Origin of the sequence: Planococcus salinarum, assembly GCF_007004625.1 — a bacterium.
GTDB lineage: Bacteria > Bacillota > Bacilli > Bacillales_A > Planococcaceae > Planococcus > Planococcus salinarum.
Window position 1 is genome coordinate 16,137 of the sequence record NZ_VIFV01000021.1, and the last position, 18,001, is coordinate 34,137.

The window sequence follows — 18,001 nt, forward strand, 5'->3', positions numbered from 1 at the left end:
GTAAAGAATCCCGCCTGCTGAATCGTCAGCAGGCGGGATTCTTTCATTTCTTCTGTTTATTCTTCGCAAAAGCAAGGGTGGCCACCGATACAACCAGGATGGTAACAAACAGGATGCCGGCGGTAAGAGGAGCCCCTGTAAACAGAACAACCACCGCTGCCAATATGGATTGGAGCACCTGTAAAACCGCAATCAGTTTCCATACCGCCTGCTGCCTTGAGAATTCGGACAGCGGAAACAGATTGTCCATCCGGAAATGCTGGGTTTGGTTCAGCCCCTGCCATAATTGGATGGCGGTAGCAAATGCAAGCGCTCCTGCAAAGACAGCCGCCGCAATGGTGAACGGAATCAGCAATGCTCCGGCAATCGACAGCAACGTTAAGCGAATCCATAAATAGAATAACTCATCGGAGCGGATGAACGTCCGCCACACCAAATAATAATGCGCGTCTTTCGGCTGCTTTCCGACAAACTTATAGATCCAGTTCAGCCAGCGCCGCGCTTTGATTTTCCCTTTGATCTGCGGAACATCCGTAAAATAATTGGCGAATTGATAAAAACGCAGCATGCGATTTTCTTCCAGCCGCACGAAATGTTCGTAAGGAAAAGGAAGGCCGGCGGCGCGATTCTGCACCCATTTGCCATAGACAATCATGAAAAACAGGAAGAATGCGGCAAACAGAATGAGGTTTTCCACATACAAAAAGGTGAACGCCGCAGTCATAGCAAAACGCACGAGCCGGTCCAGCCAGGCTCCATTGCCGGCAAAGGCTTTTCGATAGAAAAATTCCAGCTGGATATTCCACCATTTGATGATCATTAATAATAGGGGGAATCCGATCAGATAAGAAGTTTCCAGTCCATAGATCGCGTTGACCATCGGCAGTGAAACGATAAATGCAATAACGGGCAAATACAGCTGTGACAAAAAAGACCAACGCAGCGCGGGCTTCAAAAATTCATCCAGTTTGCTTTCGAGCGGCAGAAAATACACCATATCCGCTTCTTTCAATAATGTCGATGGCGGACTATAGGCAAGCATTACACCAAAAATCAAAGCCAGCAGCCAAGCCGCCGGAAAATCCTGCGGGACATTCTGCACCCAATCGCTGTAAGCGTAGCCAGCTGCACCAAGAGCAAACAGTAAAACCACGGCAATATGTCCTGTGAAAATATATTTTAAATAATTCTGGACTTCAATGCTGTAGCTATGAAGTCGCTTTGACCAGACATCATGCAGGTTCTTCATTGTCATCATCCTCGGTCATCGCGATGTAAAGGTCATCAAGTGTAGCGTTCGGCATGCGGAATTCCGTCCGGAGATCATCCATCGTACCGATTGCCCGGACGCTGCCGTTGTGGAGCAGGATGATGCGGTCACAGTATTTCTCAGCAGTGGCAAGGATATGGGTGGACATGAGCACCGATGCCCCCTGCCTCTTCTGCTCTTCCATTTGATCCAGCAGCGATTTAATGCCGAGCGGATCCAAGCCGACAAATGGTTCGTCAATAATATAGAGCGCCGGATTCACGAGAAAAGCGCTCATGATCATCACTTTTTGGCGCATCCCTTTTGAAAAATGGGAAGGGAACCATCTCAGCCTCTTTTCCATCCGGAATTCCTTCAATAATTCTGCGGAACGTTTTTCAAATGTATCTTTGTCGAGACCGTAGGCCATGGCAGTAAGCTCCAAATGTTCACGCAGCGTTAATTCTTCATATAGGACCGGCGTTTCTGGTATATAGGAGAAAGATGAACGGTAAGCATCCATATCTTCCTGAAAACTTTTTCCGTTCAGACGTATTTCTCCGGATTTTGCCTGCATGATGCCTATGATATGCTTAATGGTGGTGCTTTTCCCCGCCCCGTTCAAGCCGATCAAGCCGACAAGTTCACCTTTGCCGATTGAAAAACTGACTTCTTTCAAAACCGGTTTCCGGGTATATCCCCCTGTTAATGCTTCCACTTCCAAAACAGCCAATTCAAACACCTCTTTCTTACTATGTAAGTTGAATCAAATTGAAATTAAAGTACCCGATATTCCGCAAAACAGCTCCGCTTGCCTGGGGGCTCGCGCTGAGCTAACTCGGGCTCGTTTCACTTCGCCCGAGTGGATCTCAGCACTTCACTTGGTCCCCTGGGCGTCTTCGCTGTTTTGCTCCATCTCTCTATAGACTTCTCTCAGCGCTGACGCGGTATAGACAGACTAATTATTTTTTCACCTTATATAGCATTGTACCAAAAACTGCGTGCAATTTCTTTTCCTTCATGTGTATTATGATAGACTGAAGAAAATGGAAAGGGTGTTGTATATGACGAATTGCATTTTCTGCAAAATCATTTCAGGCGAAATTCCCAGCGTAAAAATCTATGAAGATGAGCATGTTTTCGCCTTCATGGACATTATGCCTTTGTCCAAAGGGCATACCCTGCTGATTCCGAAAACGCACCGTGAATCGGTCTACGATCTCCAGGGAGATGAAGCTGCACAGCTTTTCAGCGTTGCTCCGAAAATTGCATCTGCAATCAAAGAGACTTTCAATCCGGAAGGCCTAAACCTGCTCAATAACAATGGCGCCAAAGCCGGCCAGAGCGTTTTTCACTTCCATTTGCACTTCATCCCCCGCTACGGCGAAACGGATGGCTTCGGAGCGAAATGGATCACCAAAGAAAAAGAGTATACGACTGAGCGGATTCAGGAGCTTGCCGAACAGGTAAAGAACAAGTTGGCTGCCGACGCTTGATTTAACCGTCGGGAACCTATAGAATCAGAAATAAGTTTTTCGCCTGCGGTCACGAGGACACGCCGGGAAGAATTTAAAATATAGCCTTGAGCTGAGGAGAGATGAGAAATGAATACGAAGAATCTTGTACTTATGGCGCTGCTGGTCAGCGTTGGGGCGGCATTATATGTTGTCATCCCTGGAATCAACGGTGGAATGAAGCCGGATTTTATGTTGACGATGATGTTTGTCGGCATCCTGCTGTTCCCTAATTTAAAATCAACCTTTTTACTCGCTGTTACAACAGGTGTAATTTCCGGATTGTTTTCAACTTTCCCCGGAGGGTTTTTCCCGAATATCATTGATAAATTCATCACTGCTTTCGTCTTTTTGGCGTTTGTCTTCATACTGAAGAAAGCCGCAGCGAAACTGCCGGTGGCCATTGCTTTGTGTGCAGGCGGCACCGTATTATCCGGCTCGATTTTTTTATCGGTGGCCATTGTGCTCATCGGGGCTGACATACCATTCGCTTTGTTATTTACAACAGTTGTCTTACCGGCCACGATTTTCAACGGGGTGGCATTCGGCCTTATCTATCCGGTTGTCGTCAATTTAGTGAAACGATCCAAATTTGATACTGCCGTATCTCAAGCGGCTTGACCAAAACTTTCCGGTATATAATATACCGGAAAGCTTTTTTTCTTTGAACAGCAATTCATTTTTATGTTTTAATTAAGTGGAATAGAGGAAAAGACCTTTATAGGACGAAAGGGGCGCATTATTCATGAAAGCATCGAACTTTTTTATCGGACTCGCGACAGGACTGGCTGCCGGAGCAGCAGCAACATTGTTTTCAACACCACAATCGGGTGAAGACCTGCGAACTTCTGTCAAAACGGCTTCAACAGATTGGAAGGAAAAAATGGCTGATGTAAAAGAAAAGGTCAACCAGTTAAAAGAATCTGTAAACCACTTGAAGATCGAAGCCAAAACACAAGTACCTGAAGCAATGGATGGATTAAAAGAGTCCATGGCTGAATGGCAGGAAAGTACTGCTCCTGCTAAAGAGCACCTTCAGTTGGAAATACTGGCTATCCAGAATGCAATTGAAGAATTGCAGAAATCCATCAGCAAAGACAACAAAGAAGAAAAAGATGACGATAAAAAATATGTTAAAAACCAGAATTCTGATGAATCCACGTCAGAAACTGATAAAAAAGATTCAGTATAAATCGCTCTTCAATTGATAAACTTATTAAAAAACTGCCAAAAGGCAGTTTTTTAATAAGTTTTTTTACTATTCGGACTTTAATTCACTTTACTTTATTGCTATAATTAAGAAAATCTCAAAATATGGGAAGTAGGTGCTTTTGTGGACGAACGCGAGTATACGATGAAAGAAGCGATGATGTTTAGCCAGCGTATCGGACAATTATCCAAAGCGTTGTGGAAAGCAGTCGAAAAAGACTGGCAATTGTGGATCAAACCTTATGATTTGAATATCAATGAGCATCACATTTTGTGGATTGCCTATCATTTAAAAGGCGCTTCCATTTCAGATGTGGCAAAATTCGGTGTCATGCATGTCTCCACCGCCTTTAACTTTTCAAAAAAACTCGAAGAACGGGAGCTTCTTTCTTTCTCGAAGCGTGATACAGATAAACGAAACACGTATGTCGAACTGACGGAAAAAGGACAGAATCTTATGCAGGAAATGATCGAACGCTATCATGAGACACCACATTCTGTGATTGACGGCTCGCTCAAACTGCGTGAACTTTACGGAAAATTCCCGGAGTTCCTGGATGTAATGGCTGTTATCCGCACAATTTATGGAGATGATTTCATGGAAATTTTTGAGGCTTCATTTAAAAATATCGAATCTAAATTCAATGAAGAAAATCATGTCGTTGACGTTGTCAAAAAATAACGATATCCCTCTCGGAATTATTGTATTGAATTAGGTTGCATTAATCAGAAATTCATTGTATTGTATGTATCGACTCATCGGAGAATACCATCGCACGGGGGATACTTATATGCATTGCTGGAAAACGATAAATGTTAAAAAAGAATATGGCCTGAATCGCCTTTTCACCTTTGCAGTGATGGCTGGGATGGGCGTTTTTACGACTTTCTATATCTTTTTGAATTTCTTTTATACTGCCCCTCTATCCGATCGCTATTTCCTGTATTTTATCCTGGCGATACTTGCAGTCTACCCGCTTCATAAAGTTCTCCATTTCCTGCCGCTAATCGGCAGCCGGAAATGCCTGAAGTTTATCCTGCGGAAACAGCTTGGCATGCTTCCCGGAATTTCACTTCATGTTAAAGAACCGGTGGCCAAAACAAGATTTCTGCTTGCTTTGATGACGCCTTTTGTACTTATAAATTTTTTGATTATCCTGTTAAGCGTTCTCTACCCTGCCTATATTCATTACTTTGCAATTCTACTTGCTTATCATTGCAGCCTCTGTCTGACAGACCTGATCTATATCCGGCATTTGCTTCGCACACCGAAGCATGCATTGATTGAAGAAACAGAGTCCGGTTTTGAAATACTGGTTCCACAATCAATGGCTTAATCCTGTATTTTCCCTCTCAATTTGTTATACTTAAATCTAAGGCAGAGGGGAGGAAATACATGATTATCGCGTTTGTAGTTATGTTCTCAGTGTTTTACCTGTTCCAAATCAACCGAATGACTTTGGCATTGGTGACATCACGGGAAATTCCAGAAGAAAATCACGAGAAAATATTCCGCACCATCAATATATTGATTACTATACTATTGGTATCACTCTATGTTGGCGTTGAATTTACCCCATAAGTCTATTTGCCCTTCGGCAGATAGCTTTTTTTTGCCTGAATTTTGCAAGAAGCTTATAATTTCGGAGAAACTTTTTTAATTTTTAAACGTTTATGGTATAGTAACAACGGCAATAAGAATGTGAGTTGGGAGCGAAAACTATGAAAAAATCAGTATTAACCTTATCTTTAGCGGCGTCGGTATTGGCATTGACAGCTTGCAGTGATGACAACGCAGACAGCACAGTCATCGTTACTTCAGAAGTCGGAGATGTTACCAAAGAGGACCTGTATGAAGAAATGAAAACGTCCATTGGCGACCAGGCGATTCAGATCCTGATGATCGAAAAAGTTTTGGCTGAGGAATATGAAGTCACGGACGAAGAAGTTCAGGCTGAGATTGAAAGTTCTAAAGAAGAGATGGGCGAAAATTACGAAGCCTTCCTCGAGCAAAACAATCAAACAGAAGAAAGCTATGAAAAAGTAATCCGTTTAAATTTACTGCAGGAAAAAGCATTGACAGATGGCGTGGAAGTAACGGACGAAGAAATTCAAGCGCATTACGAGCGTCAGGGAACGGAACTTAACGCACGCCATATCCTGGTGGCTGATGAAGAAACAGCTGCTACAGTGAAAGAAGAACTCGAAGCCGGTGGAGATTTTGCCCAATTGGCAGAAGAATATTCTTCTGATCCGGGTTCTGCAGCAAACGGTGGAAGCCTTGACTGGTTCGGTGCAGGCGCCATGGTACCTGAGTTCGAAGAAGCGGCTTACTCTCTGGAAGTCGATGAAATCAGTGAACCTGTTCAAACACAGCACGGTTTCCACATAATCCAAGTTACAGACAAGCGTGAAGTGGAAGGCCAGGAGCCTCTGGAAGAGCAAAAAGAAGAAATCCGCAGTGAACTGGCCATGCAAAAAGCTGACCAGGCAGCATTGCTTCCTAAAATTGCGGCATTGATGGAAGAAGCGAATGTTGAAATCCAGGATGAAGAACTGGAAGGCGCATTGGACGAAATCATGAACGCAGGAGCTCCTGCTGAAGAATAAAGATGAATAGCATTATAAAACCCCCATTTCTTTTTGAAATGGGGGTTTTTGCATTAGATTTTCGGTTTGTAAAAGGAACGGTTTTCCAGCGGGAACAGCCTCTCGGAAAATTCGCCGGGTTTTGTTTTTTCAAGCGCACGGTCAAGCATGCTCATTTTTGCATCAATATTATCAATGTAATGAAGTATTTCCGCTTCTTTGATCATCGGCCGTTTCGGACTGCCCCATTCTTCTTTCCCGTGGTGGGATAAGACCATGTGTTGGAGCAGCATGACTTCTTCCCCTTCAATTTCAAGCTCGTCTGCTGTTTTGGAGATTTCCGTCACCATAATTGAAATGTGTCCCAAGAGATTGCCCTCTACTGTATAAGTGGTTGCAATCGGACCTGACAGTTCGAATACTTTGCCGATATCGTGCAGGATGATTCCGGCATACAGCAGATCTTTATTCAACGTCGGATAAATTCCAAGCAGTGCTTTTCCCAGGCTCAACATCGAAACTACATGATCCGCCAATCCTGACACGTAGTCATGGTGATTGCGGGTCGCTGCTGGAAAGGTCAATATGCTTTGCTGATGCTTTTTCAGTATGTGGCGGGTGATCCGCTGGATTTGCGGATTTTCCATTTCAAAAAGATACTGCATAATTTCTTCAGATAATTCTTCCGTAGTCCTTTCGGAAGCCGGCAGCAAATCACCGATTGACTGGTTTTCTTCCGGCTTTGCCGGACGGATGCTCTTTATGCGCAATTGATTTTTCCCCCGGTAGTTGTGTATTTCTCCGCCTACCCGGACAATCGTTTCTGCTGCAAACAGTTTTTCATGTTCATCTTTGGTATCCCATAATTTCGCTTCGATGTCTCCGCTTTTGTCCTGCAAAACCAGTGATATGAAAGGGTTCCCCGTGGTGGTCACCCCTTTTACCGATTGCTTGATCAAAAGGAATTCATCTATTGTTTCTCCAACAGCTCGTTGGGTAATGCCTTTTTTCATAAATACACACTCCTTCCAGTGTTGGCCACATCGATAATTTGTGCATCAGGCCAGGCCTTGCACATTTCTTCGTGACAGGTGAAATAAATGAACTGATGATCCCTTTGCAGTTCTTTTATCAAGTTTATCACTTGCTGAAGCCGCAGGCGATCAAAATGGACAAACGGATCATCCATTATGATCGGGAAAGGATGACTCTTCTGCATCGAAACCGCCAGACTGAGCCGTAGTGCCAAGTACGCCTGCTCTTTAGTCGCCTGGCTCAGTTCCGCCATACGAAAACGGATATTGTCCCTTCTGACCGCTTCAAAATGTCCATCCGGGTGGATTTCCATCGCTGTATAGGACTCTCCTGTCAAACGCTGAAAATACTCGCAGGCTTTGGAGAGCACGGCAGGCAGCGATTTCTCTTTCAGCTCGGCCATTGTACTGCGAATCGCCTCTATAATCGCTTTGTTCACTGACCAGCGCTGGGCCAGCTCGTTGAACTGCGCCTTTTTCTCTTCATATTGCTGGAGTTTCATTTCATAATCTTCATCTGTAAGCAGGTGGTTCACCTTTTGCTGGAGTTCAGCTCTTGCATTCAACATTTGATTGCGTTCGTTTTTTAATAGAGAACGCTCTTTTTCCAAGTTATTAATGGAATCCTGGATGGAATAAACCGTTTCTTCCGGTTTCGGGTCAGTTGCACCAATCGCTGACAACTGGCTGCTGACGAGTTCGAGCTCCTGCTGCAATTCCTTTTTGCGCAGCCACTCAAGATGAAAATGATGAAACTGTTCAATATCTGCAGTCCCGCTTTCTTCCAGCAGAGCGGCTCTTTCCGATTCCAGCTCTTCCAGGTAATTGGATTGCCGCTGCAGTTCTGCGGTCACCGCTTCCCTCTTGTCAGTTAGCCGCTGATTTCTTTCGTTTCGCTCATGAAGTTTTTTGGATTCTGAACGGAGAATTGTATACAATTCTCCAGCCTGAATATTTATGCCTGCTGCCGCTGCTGCTTTTTCCAGCCATTCAGCTTTCTCCATATCGATTTTTTTCAAAGCTTCTTTGGTTCTGATCAGTTTACCGTGAATTTCCTGTACTTTCCTGATTGTTCGAAATAACTCGATTACAGTAGAAGAACCTGCAGTGGAGGTTATTCCCAGATTTGCTAGATAGGAGACGAACTCTTCTTTGGCAGGCAGCAGACTGATACTGCTCGTCAGTTCATCAATTTGTTGATCGGCCCTGGAGATGGTACGCAAGGTTTCCTCGACTTTTCGGTTATGCTCAGCGATTTTGCGCTGAAGCATTTCCATTTCGGCTTCTTTTCCGCTGAAACGTTCAATAATATCATCCAAATCTTCCGATAAACCCGGTTTTTTGCGAATTTTTATAAGCATCATCACTCCCACTGCAGCCGCTGTGAAAGCTATGATTGTAATCAGTATATCCCCGCTCAAAAGCCCTGCAAAAATACCTGCAGCACCAAGTGCAACAAGTATATAGGAAAAGAGCTGATTTGCCGGTTCAGCGTCCATCCGCTTCAAGGCCTTCGCCTCAGCAAGCTTCAGTGCATTTTTCGGCCATTTTGCCGCAGCCTCCAGCTGTTCAGGTGTCGGAGCGGTGTTTTCAAGATAAGACATCTCTTTTTCGGCTTCAATCAGTTTCTTCTTTTCATCCTGTAGTTCCCGCTCACGGAAGCGGCTGTCTTCTTCTTCCTTATCTGCTTCTTCCGCTAACTTCCGAAGTTTTTCTTCATTAATCAATGATACGTCAAACTGCAACGCCTCATTTTCTCCCATGCCGCTCAGCCCAAGCAGGCGGCCATGTTCTTCTGTTAACTTTTCCGCTTCTTCTTCCATCTCTCTATATCGCGATAATAACTGCAGCCATTCCGATTCCTTTTCAAGCAATTCTTCCAGTCCTTCACCGATTGTTCCGCTGTGTGTAATTTCAGGTAAACCGGCAAGTTCTTTTTCCGAGTGTTTCTTTTTCGCTGAAGCTTCTGATATCCTTTCAGCCAAACGATCCATCCGATGGCTGCCGTCAGCCGGAAAGTAATCGACTGCAATGGAGCTCAGCTGCTCTTCCAGCCGCTTCTTCTGCTCTGCTAATGGAGCTGCCTGCTGGCGTTTTGCAGCTTCCGCAAGCAAATTGGAAATGGAATTTTCCCGCGACGCCATCTCTTCAAGGCGGTAGTCCAATCCATCCAGCTGTTCAAGGTAAGGTCCATATAAATCCGCCTGTTCGCGGTGTTCCTTCAATTCACGCTCATCGTTCCGGAGCTGCTCGATCAAAAGGTTCAGCTGAGGATTGCGCCCACCTTTTTTGAACAGAGTGCCCATATCCTTTTCAAGTTCCGTTTCCATCTGTGTGATGGCATCGACCCCTGTAGTGCCTGAAGCCAGCAGGGTTCGGCTCAATTGTTCTTCCGTCATTTTATCCAGTCCCTGCAATTCATGGATGGAAAATGAAAAAATCGCTTCATATGAAGCACGGTCATAATCTCGCAGAATCTTTTTCAGTTCGCTTTCCGCTCCCCGGGAGCCATCTTCAAAATAGACGGTTACATCTCCAGCTGCCTTGCCTTTTACACGTTCGACTGTCACTTTTCCGTACTGTGCATCGTGTAAATAGAGCTGGCCTCCATATCTTCCCCCGGCTTTCGGTTCATATCGGTTTCCTGACTGATTGCGTGATGGAAATCCCAATAAAATCTGAATGATGAATTGTTGGATGGTGGTTTTTCCAGCTTCGTTATTGCCGTAGAAAACCGCTAATTCTTCATTGATATCCAATGTAAGATTTTCGTGCTTGCCGAAGCCGTAAATCATCATTTTTTCAATTTTCATTCTTTCAGTCACCCGCTCTCATGGCTTTATGGATTTTCGGAACCGCCTCAGCCGCTAATTCTTCTATAAATTCCTCAGTTAATGAATCCAGATACCTGCTGGCTTTCGGATGCTGATAAAGATCCTTCAGCACCCGCTTCCAATCGGTTTGATCCCATTCAGCCATTGTCGCGGAAATTTTTTCGCCAATAGCCGAGACGCGGGTTTCACTGTAGGCATCCTCCATAATTATGCTGGTGATCCAGGCTTCAGCGGCACTGGATTCAATCGCCTCCTGTATCGCTTCCAGTAATGCCTCCGCCGGAACCCCTTCCAAAAGTTCAGCGGAGTGCTCATCCACATCCTTCAGATGAAGAACAGCCATAACGGCGTCATTTTCGGCTGTATATTTTTCTACAGCTTCTGTACAGGCATCAATCAATTCGTTCATGTGTATGATTCCTTTACAGGACACTTCAAGCGAATCGAAACACACGGCCGATGTGCGGATGAACTCCATGCTGGTCTCAGCGTTCTCCAGACGCACATCGTAAAATCCTTTCGGCCCGGTTTCCTTCCGGTGCCGTCCCTGTATATTTCCCGGATAAACAATGTATGGATCAGTGTGGAGAATCTGTCGAAGATGGATATGGCCGAGTGCCCAATACTGATAATTTTTGCTGAGCAGCTGCTCTTTTTTAAAAGGAGCATAAACCGCATGGCTGGAATCCCCATCCATACTGCCGTGAAGCATGCCGATATGGTAGGCAGACGATTCATCCGCTTGCGGGAATTCATGGATTTTGGCTTCTTTTACATGGCGCTTATCGTAGCTGAAACCCGTAACGGTAACCTTGTTTCCGGAAACTGTAAAACTGTGGCTGGTAACCCCGCCATCAAAAACATGGACATTCCCCGGCAGTTCAAAGCGGGTCCATCCGCCATCCAGATGGTCGTGGTTGCCATGGCAGATGATTACAGGAATTCCCGCCTCTTTGAGCCGCTCCATTCCCTTTTGGAATCTATATTGTGCGCGAAGTGTCCGGTCTTCCCCGTCATAGATATCACCGGCTATCAACAAAAAATCCGGCTCTTCTCTGACCGAATAATCGATAAGTGTGTCAAAAGCCTGATATACGGTATCTGCCAACTTTTTCCGCTGTGCTGATGCAAGGCCGGATATGCCGGTGAACGGACTGCCCAAATGTAAATCTGCGGTATGTATAAAACGGATTGGCGCCATACTTTCTCCTCTTTTCCGGCAGCGAATATTTGTTCTAATTTTACCATGCCCACCCCATAAAAAAAACTGTTTGCGGAAATCTCTCCGCAAACAGCATTTGTAGGTTTTATAAGTTGAATGTAGTAAATAGAATATATCGCTTTGGCGCTATGGACAGTGCGAAGATTATGCTCCTGCGCACTGCTCGACGCAAAGGAGGCGCCATCTTTGTTTGGCGCACCTTAGCTCCCACAATAAGCCGAGAAGACCACTCGTCTTTTACTCCGTCGGCTTTCGCCTGCTCCTGAGCCGCGCCTTTGCTGAGAGAAATCTCTGAGATATGGAGCAAAACAGCGAAGAGTTGACCGAAGCTAGCGAGGGCAGCTCTTTGCGACGAAGCAGTGAAGCGATGCAGGAGCACGGGTTTTAGTTAGTTCAGCGCAAGCCCCCGGCAAGCGCAGCTGTTTTGCGGAATATCGATTATAAAATCTATTAATTCAACTTATATAATTCACTATTTTTTATTGCCCAGACGGATCGCTTTGCCGATATCTTTCAGTGACTGGGAAGAACCATACATCAATACCCCGCCGCGGTAAACGCGGGCACCGAACCAGCCGAGCACACCGATTGTAAGAAGCATGATGGCGATGGACAGCAACGGTTCCCAAAGAGGGATGTCGAGCATGCCGACGCGCAGAAACATGACGAGCGGTGCAAAGAATGGTATGAAAGATGAAATCGTCACATAGCCCGCTTCCGGCATGCCAATTCCGGAAAATGCGATGAACGATGAAATGATGATCAGGAACATCATCGGCAACATCAATTGCTGAACATCTTCGGTTCTGCTGACGAGCGAACCAAGCAACGCCGCGAGAACTGCATAAAGGAAATAACCCAGCAGGAAGAAGAGAATGGCAAACAGGAACGTGCTTACTTTTATCTCCGAGAATCCCATAACACTGAAAAATCCTTCTGCCATATCCGATCCGGACGTTTTAAAGGCAAAATATCCGGCGATTCCAAAAATCATCATCTGCACAATGCCAAGCGTGCCAATTCCAGCAATTTTCGCAAACATATGCTTAACCGGCGACACAGAAGAGATCAAAATTTCCATGACGCGTGAAGATTTTTCATTGGCCACTTCCATGGCAATCATATTCGGGTAATAGATGACTGCGACGTAAATGAGCAGGATGAGAACGTAGACAAGCCCCCTTGCCTGGCTCAGCTCCTCTTCCGTCTTGGAGCTTTCCGACACGGCTTCCCGTGCAAAATCAGCAGGCGTGAACAATTCGCCGACTTCCGCATCAGTAAGGCCAAGCCTCTCGGCTGTCATGGCTGTCTGAATCGCCTGCACAGCGTTTTCTACCTCCGCCCCTGCACCAATTTCATTCGCTGATTCGGAGACGTAGCGTGCAGAAAGCGTGTTTCCTTCCTCCATCACCAGGTAGGATTCGATTGTGCCTTCTGTTATGCCCTGCTTCAGCTCTTCTTCGGACAGATCCGTCGGCATCGCCTGTATATCGCTTTCCGACTGTTCAAGCTGAGCCTGCAATTGCACAGTCAGCCCCCCACTTTCATCAATGACATGGAGAACCTGGCCATCATCTTCCCCCTGGAAGGATTCGATGATATTCGGCAGGTTCGCAAGCAGGAAAAACGCAGCGGCAACGATGATTGTCGTGATGATAAAAGATTTCGTCCGCGCTTTCGTCATGAACGCCTGTTTGAATATAATCCAGAAACTATGCATACGCCTTCCCCACCTTTGCAATAAAGATCTCTTCGAGTGAAGGTTCTTCAATTGAAAAATGGCGCAGCTGCCCCAATTTCATGGCTTCTTCCAGTATCGATTGCGCTGACGATTCGTCTGAAATCTGAAGTAATGCGCCATCGATCGTTTTCGTATAGTTTTCAACTCCAGGCAGCCGGCTGAGGCTGGCCAGATCCTGATCAATTTTGAGCCGGACATTCTGTTTGCCGAAATTCCGCTTTACTTCACGGATGGAGCCGCTAACCACTACCTTCCCGTGATCAAGGATGCTCATGTCATCACACAATTCCTCGACATGGTCCATGCGGTGGCTGGAGAAAACGATGGTTGCCCCTTGTTTTTGGACATCCAGAATAGCGCTTTTCAGCATGCCGACATTCACCGGGTCCAGGCCGGAGAATGGTTCGTCCAAAATAATCAGCGATGGTTTATGTACCAATGATGCAATCAACTGGATTTTTTGCTGATTCCCCTTTGACAATTCTTCCACTTTCTTGCCAGCGTAATGCGGAACTTCAAAGCGCTCAAGCCACGCAGCGGTTTCTCTCCGAGCATCGACTTTCGACATTTTCCGCAGCTGTGCCAAGTAAATTAGCTGGTCTTCCACTTTCATCTTCGAGTATAAACCACGTTCTTCCGGCAAATAGCCGATAATTGGACTTGACTCATAAGTGATCGGTTTGCCGTTCCAGGTTATTTGTCCCTGTGTAGGATCGAGCAACCCGAGAATCATCCGGAAAGTCGTGGTCTTCCCGGAACCGTTTGCTCCCAGGAAACCATGCATCTCCCCTTCTTCGACTCTCAATGACAAATCATCCACCGCTGTGAAATCCCCGAATTTTTTTGTTGCGTGTTCAACGGACAACGCCATTTTATATCCTCCTTTATATATGTACAGTCCTTATACGGTCTCAGTCCCGAAACGTTTCAAATTATGGCAGGACATTTTGGATAAAACCCTTTATACTGAAACTGAATAGTGATTCAGAAAGGATTGATCCATTATGAGAACCTATAAATTAACCGCATTCGAAAAGACCGGCAAAATGATTGCAGATGAAACCTTCACTGCTGAGACTGATGAGCAGGCAAAAGAAAGAGGCCAGGAAATATTGAAGGAAAAAGATCTCGAAGACAAAACACACCGCTTGGCGTCACCTGCCGGCAAGCTCTTGCTTTTTCATGTCTGATCACAGATAAAAAGGTGTCCCGCAACTTATGCTGGGACACCTTTTTTTTCATTGTCTAGACTCCAGCCGGCCAGTGCTCCTGTCTCTGTCCCTGCATCGGGACATGGTGAAGCGTTGCATCGCTCCGCTGCTTCGCCAGAGTATCTGACGCTTGTCGGAGCTGAACGGCCGTTTCCGCTTTTCTTATTGTCCTGTAAATTCCGGTTTGCGCTTTTCGACAAAAGCCTGTATGCCTTCCAGGTGATCTTTTGATTTGCGCATCGCTGATTGAGCGGATGCTTCCATTTCCAGTACCTTTTCAAGTTCTTCCAGTTTCAGGGTATGGAGGATGTTTTTCGATGCCAGTCTGGCAAGTACTGGTGAAGCCAATACCTCATTGGCATATGCTTCTGCATGCTCCATGGCACGGCCTTCGGCTGTCACTTCTTCAATGAGCCCTTTCGCCAATGCATCATGAGCTTTCAAGGTTTGACCGGCCCAGATGATTTCTTTGGCTTTTGGCACGCCGACCCGTTCTTTCATAAAGAAATGGCCGCCTCCATCCGGAACCAACCCGATGCCTATGAAGTTCATGGCCAATTTACTGTTTTCCTCTGCGATTGCATGGTCACAGGCTAGTGCCATACTGAAACCCAGGCCCGCTGAGGCACCGTGGATAACGGCAATCGTTATTTGCGGAAGTGTATAGAGTGCCTTCGCCAACCTGCTTACGTCTTTCATGACCAGGTCAATGTCCATCGGATTGTTTGGATCCATCATTTCTTTGATATCGCCCCCGGCGGAAAATGCACGGCCTTCACCGTAAATTTTCACCACATGAAGCGATTGCTCATCCTTCAATGATTCGAAGCAATCTGCCAACTCCTTCATCATCTTTCCATTCATTGCGTTCATGGAATTTGGACGGTTTAATACGACATGGCCGATGCGGCCCTGTTTTTCAAATCTGATTGTTTCATACATAAAAAAAAGACACCCTTTCGTAAAAATGAATTGTCATTCATCTTTACTTATTCGGTGTCTTTTTTCAAATTCCTCTATTTTTTACTAAAGGAAATTTTTAATGGATAAGAAAATATTACTTTTGCATATGAAGATTCTTAGAAAATAGTGTTTCCGTGTCCAGACTCCAGCGGCCCAGCTCTTCGGGTCATAAGCCGACTCAGCTGTGCAGCGAAGAGCGCTGCTTCGCCGATTCGTCTTATGCCTTTCAGAGCTAAACGGGCGCTGTCGCTTTTCTTATTACATGCTTTCGTATAAAGATTGAACCGGTTTAATCAGAACACGGTTAACTTCTTCGATCATCTGGCTAAGGCCCATTTCGGCTTCCAGCATTGCAAGGATCTTCTCGTTTTGCTGCGCAGCCTGTGCTGTTGTTTGAGCGTTCATCATTTCTTCTTCAGAGATTTCTTCACCTTGCTGCTGTTTCTGCTGAAGTGTAATCTGAAGATCGCGGAAACTCTTGAACAATTCATTTGCTTCGTCGTCTGCTTTTACTTCGTCTACAGCTGCCTCAAGTTTCTGGAATTCCTCTGTTGAACGGAATGTACCTTCCAATTTGTTGATGTCGTCATAAATGTTTACTGCCATTATAAATTCTCCTCTACAATATATTCAGTACTGTGACCAACACTCCCTGGAGGATACCCACGGCTCCACCGATAAATGCGCCCAGCACTGTGATCATTTTGAATTCTCTCCGTGAAATCCCCAGAACGAGTTCTTCCAGGCGGCTCAGCGGCAAAGAATCCACTTGCTCTTTCACCATACCTTCGATATTGATCTTTTGTACGGTCTCTTCCAATTTGTGCTCCCCTTGCTCGAAAATGAAATCGGTGACAAGTGGAGTAAAGTTTTTACTTGTCCATTCTAACCCTCCAGGCCAGGAGTCTGCAAGTGTTGCGTTTAAACGCCCTTCGATATTGGCAGTTTCACGCACATATTGTTTTACTGCCTGGAGTGCAGGATCAAAGTCAAATTCCGCAAGCAGTGCATCAGCCCGGCGGTCCTGCAGTTTATCCCATTCGGCATAGGCGATTGATACCAATAACTCGAAAGTTTTGGGTGAATTCAGGAATTTGATGATTTCAGGCTGAATCCGGTCAACCAGTGGGCGGGATTCACCGAGAAGCGAATGCAGCATATTGCCGAAGCGGCCGCGGGAAGCTAAGAATTCATCGAGCAGCGTCTTGATGGCACGCCGGCCTTCCATCGATTCAAAGTAATCAGAGCCTCTGTCAATGGCATATTTCACTGACTGGAGCATTTTAACTTCAGCTTCATCTTTCCAGGATTCGGGCATCAGCTCCCGGACAGTTTTCCCGTCAATATAAGAAAGCATCAAGTCGTATTGACGTTCGACCAGTTTGTCGATTTTCTGTTCAATTTTCAGTTCGACGTTTTTCTGGCCAGCTGCATCGAACCAATCTTTCAAGGTTTTGGGTGATTCAAAAATATGTTTGGCTAATTGGCGCTGGATCCATTTTTCTGTTTTCACACGCATCTCTGCATTAAAAAAGCGTTTCTTGAATGTTTCCGGCGTCAAAAGATGCTCGACCACTGTGCGCCCGAGCTGGGTTGAAAGTTCATCCCGCCTTTTTGGAATCAGACCCGGTGTGAATGGAATGCGGAAATTGCCGATATATTTGGCTTCGTAAGGCCAAAACAGCATTTTGATGGCGATGTGATTGGTGACGCCACCGATCAACGCGCCAATGAATGCCATAAAAAGCAATGTAAGGATAATATTCAATTTCGTCACTCATTTCTTTTTCTTCTTTGTCAATCCGATTTTCTGCCTTTATAATGGAAGCAGAGGCAAAGGAGGATCTTTATGCTGCAGCATTTTAAATTTACACCGATGTTTGAAAACCGCCAGCTGCCTGGCTGGAACATCTCGTTCTTTTATCGGAACGAGCGCATCACGGGCGAATACCACCCCGACGGCACAATCACCTGGGGCAATAAACAACCTGAAGATGAAGAGGTCGTGAAAGAAATGATTCACGAACTCATGCTCTATCATGTATACGATTAAAGCGCTGGAAAGTTCCAGCGCTTTTTCTTATCGTTCTTTTCATTATAAAGTAAAGACTTACAAAGTTAACAGCAATAGCAATTTGAATGCTTGAATTAAAGTTTGCAATTTCCATTCGCTTCGGCGCTTAGGACAAAGCTCCCGCAATAAGCCGAGAAGACCACTCGTCTTATAGCTTCGCCCAGTCCATTGGCGCGCCGGCGCTGAGAGAAGTCTTTAGAGATATGGAGCAAAACAGCGAAGACGCCCAGGGGAGCAGGCGCATGCCGACGAAGTGCAAGATCCACTCGGGCGAAGGGGACCGAGCACGAGTTAGCTCAGCGCGAGCCAAGTGTTGGCCGAAGGTAGTTCGGCCGGCGCTTTGCAACGAAGCAGCGAAGCG

General features: G+C 45.6%; 19 protein-coding genes. 9 read left to right on the forward strand and 10 right to left on the reverse strand.

Annotated features, from left to right (window positions below; genetic code table 11):
• Positions 1–43: 43 nt before the first annotated feature.
• Positions 44–1,249 carry an ABC transporter permease gene (locus DIJ65_RS11645; protein WP_117302461.1) on the reverse strand — a complete coding sequence of 402 codons (1,206 nt, stop codon included), beginning with the start codon at positions 1,247–1,249 and terminating at the stop codon, positions 44–46.
• Positions 1,233–1,982 carry an ABC transporter ATP-binding protein gene (locus DIJ65_RS11650; RefSeq protein WP_117302459.1) on the reverse strand — a complete coding sequence of 250 codons (750 nt, stop codon included), beginning with the start codon at positions 1,980–1,982 and terminating at the stop codon, positions 1,233–1,235. The genes DIJ65_RS11645 and DIJ65_RS11650 overlap by 17 nt, the downstream gene beginning before the upstream one ends.
• Before the next feature lie 331 nt (positions 1,983–2,313).
• On the opposite strand from DIJ65_RS11650, the gene DIJ65_RS11655 reads away from it, so the two are divergent.
• From DIJ65_RS11655 to DIJ65_RS11685, 7 genes are all read left to right on the forward strand, one after another.
• On the forward strand, positions 2,314–2,745 hold the full coding sequence (locus DIJ65_RS11655) for an HIT family protein (protein WP_117302457.1): 432 nt from the start codon (positions 2,314–2,316) through the stop codon (positions 2,743–2,745).
• A 108-nt stretch (positions 2,746–2,853) separates the two neighbouring features.
• A complete protein-coding gene (locus DIJ65_RS11660) occupies positions 2,854–3,384 on the forward strand; it encodes a tryptophan transporter (RefSeq protein WP_117302455.1) in 531 nt (176 codons plus the stop codon).
• 124 nt (positions 3,385–3,508) lie between these two features.
• On the forward strand, positions 3,509–3,955 hold the full coding sequence (locus tag DIJ65_RS11665) for a YtxH domain-containing protein (RefSeq protein ID WP_117302453.1): 447 nt from the start codon (positions 3,509–3,511) through the stop codon (positions 3,953–3,955).
• Between the two features lie 141 nt (positions 3,956–4,096).
• Positions 4,097–4,654: an HTH-type transcriptional regulator Hpr gene (locus DIJ65_RS11670; RefSeq protein WP_142836498.1), complete on the forward strand. Its 558-nt coding sequence runs from the start codon at positions 4,097–4,099 to the stop codon at positions 4,652–4,654.
• 109 nt (positions 4,655–4,763) lie between these two features.
• The gene (locus DIJ65_RS11675) at positions 4,764–5,309 is read left to right on the forward strand and encodes a DUF3267 domain-containing protein (RefSeq protein WP_117302449.1); all 546 of its coding nucleotides are present in this window, start codon (positions 4,764–4,766) and stop codon (positions 5,307–5,309) included.
• Positions 5,310–5,368: 59 nt separating this feature from the next.
• The gene (locus DIJ65_RS16585; RefSeq protein ID WP_033542465.1) at positions 5,369–5,554 is read left to right on the forward strand and encodes a hypothetical protein; all 186 of its coding nucleotides are present in this window, start codon (positions 5,369–5,371) and stop codon (positions 5,552–5,554) included.
• A 140-nt stretch (positions 5,555–5,694) separates the two neighbouring features.
• A complete protein-coding gene (locus DIJ65_RS11685) occupies positions 5,695–6,582 on the forward strand; it encodes a peptidylprolyl isomerase (RefSeq protein ID WP_117302447.1) in 888 nt (295 codons plus the stop codon).
• A 53-nt stretch (positions 6,583–6,635) separates the two neighbouring features.
• Here the strand turns inward: DIJ65_RS11685 and yhaM are convergent, their stop codons facing one another.
• From yhaM to DIJ65_RS11710, 5 genes are all read right to left on the reverse strand, one after another.
• A complete protein-coding gene (gene yhaM / locus DIJ65_RS11690) occupies positions 6,636–7,574 on the reverse strand; it encodes a 3'-5' exoribonuclease YhaM (RefSeq protein WP_117302445.1) in 939 nt (312 codons plus the stop codon).
• Positions 7,571–10,408: an ATP-binding protein gene (locus tag DIJ65_RS11695; protein ID WP_117302443.1), complete on the reverse strand. Its 2,838-nt coding sequence runs from the start codon at positions 10,406–10,408 to the stop codon at positions 7,571–7,573. Before DIJ65_RS11695 ends, yhaM begins: the two co-directional genes overlap by 4 nt.
• Positions 10,409–10,412: 4 nt before the next feature.
• On the reverse strand, positions 10,413–11,630 hold the full coding sequence (locus DIJ65_RS11700; protein WP_117302441.1) for a DNA repair exonuclease: 1,218 nt from the start codon (positions 11,628–11,630) through the stop codon (positions 10,413–10,415).
• A 493-nt stretch (positions 11,631–12,123) separates the two neighbouring features.
• Positions 12,124–13,371, reverse strand: coding sequence for an ABC transporter permease (locus DIJ65_RS11705; protein WP_117302437.1), 1,248 nt, complete (start codon positions 13,369–13,371; stop codon positions 12,124–12,126).
• On the reverse strand, positions 13,364–14,263 hold the full coding sequence (locus tag DIJ65_RS11710; RefSeq protein WP_117302435.1) for an ABC transporter ATP-binding protein: 900 nt from the start codon (positions 14,261–14,263) through the stop codon (positions 13,364–13,366). Before DIJ65_RS11710 ends, DIJ65_RS11705 begins: the two co-directional genes overlap by 8 nt.
• A gap of 133 nt (positions 14,264–14,396) precedes the next feature.
• On the opposite strand from DIJ65_RS11710, the gene DIJ65_RS11715 reads away from it, so the two are divergent.
• Complete coding sequence (locus tag DIJ65_RS11715) at positions 14,397–14,582, forward strand: YhzD family protein (RefSeq protein WP_117302433.1); 186 nt, start codon at positions 14,397–14,399, stop codon at positions 14,580–14,582.
• Between the two features lie 183 nt (positions 14,583–14,765).
• Here DIJ65_RS11715 and DIJ65_RS11720 read toward each other — a convergent pair whose 3' ends face one another.
• The 3 genes from DIJ65_RS11720 to DIJ65_RS11730 form a co-directional block, all read right to left on the reverse strand.
• Positions 14,766–15,545, reverse strand: coding sequence for an enoyl-CoA hydratase (locus DIJ65_RS11720; protein WP_117302431.1), 780 nt, complete (start codon positions 15,543–15,545; stop codon positions 14,766–14,768).
• Between the two features lie 279 nt (positions 15,546–15,824).
• Positions 15,825–16,172, reverse strand: a complete 348-nt coding sequence (locus tag DIJ65_RS11725) for a YlbF family regulator (RefSeq protein ID WP_117302429.1) — start codon at positions 16,170–16,172, stop codon at positions 15,825–15,827.
• A gap of 13 nt (positions 16,173–16,185) precedes the next feature.
• The gene (locus DIJ65_RS11730) at positions 16,186–17,334 is read right to left on the reverse strand and encodes a DUF445 domain-containing protein (RefSeq protein ID WP_230321400.1); all 1,149 of its coding nucleotides are present in this window, start codon (positions 17,332–17,334) and stop codon (positions 16,186–16,188) included.
• 81 nt (positions 17,335–17,415) lie between these two features.
• On the opposite strand from DIJ65_RS11730, the gene DIJ65_RS11735 reads away from it, so the two are divergent.
• Positions 17,416–17,619 (forward strand): YheE family protein, encoded by a 204-nt coding sequence (locus tag DIJ65_RS11735; protein WP_117302427.1) that lies wholly within the window; start codon positions 17,416–17,418, stop codon positions 17,617–17,619.
• The last annotated feature ends 382 nt before the right edge of the window (positions 17,620–18,001 follow it).